This is a genomic window from Vibrio bivalvicida (assembly GCF_001399455.2).
GTDB lineage: Bacteria > Pseudomonadota > Gammaproteobacteria > Enterobacterales > Vibrionaceae > Vibrio > Vibrio bivalvicida.
Genome location: NZ_LLEI02000088.1, coordinates 1 through 719, shown reverse-complemented (window position 1 = coordinate 719; position 719 = coordinate 1). Strand labels below are relative to the sequence as shown.

Sequence of the window (719 nt, the reverse complement as noted above, 5' to 3'; positions counted from 1 at the left end):
TAACGCCCTGCTAAGTGGCTAGCAACGCATACCACAACACTCAAACCAACCACCGTAAACACTGTTCCAGACTAGAACTAAAATCGCCGAGCGTTGATAGTCCGTCTTAAGCAGTTTGTTATAAGCCGTTTTCTACTTGATAGTCGGTTATTAACCCTACATTTTCTATCGGTGTTGGCAAAATATCATCCAATGTATTAATTACTCCGTCTCTTCCATATGACCGAATATGATAGTGATTTTCATCAATTACAATATAGTAATACAGTTTCTCTTCGGAAATGCTCACTTGTGCGGCATCGTTTAGAGATACCAAGCTGCCTTGTGGTAAAGAGTTTTGTAAAACTTCTAATGATGCCGGGTATACACCATTTTGAACTTTGTATAATTCAATAGCTTGTACTGCACTTGTCAATTGTACTTTTACTAACTCAGATCGCAGATCATCGTACACTCCTCCCTTTTGTACAAAACCCATGTACGCAAGTGTCCCATACAAGATAAAAGTAAAACTAATACCGCAAAGACCCACCAATTTCAGCTTTGTATTTTTTGCGTTGAAGCCCCAGATAATTGCTACAATCCCAAATACAACGCCAATCAAAGGGATGAATGACATTCCACCAATTACAAATCCAAGACAACCAGGTCCTTTTTGTTTCTCTGTATTTTCCAATGTTCAATATCCTATGTAATACTTCAAGGCTTATAACGCCCTG

General features: G+C 38.7%; 1 protein-coding gene. It reads right to left on the bottom strand.

Annotation, left to right across the window (positions count from 1 at the left end; translation table 11 throughout):
* Positions 1-118: 118 nt before the first annotated feature.
* Positions 119-676 carry a hypothetical protein gene (locus tag APB76_RS20825; RefSeq protein WP_054963617.1) on the bottom strand — a complete coding sequence of 186 codons (558 nt, stop codon included), beginning with the start codon at positions 674-676 and terminating at the stop codon, positions 119-121.
* Positions 677-719: the final 43 nt, after the last annotated feature.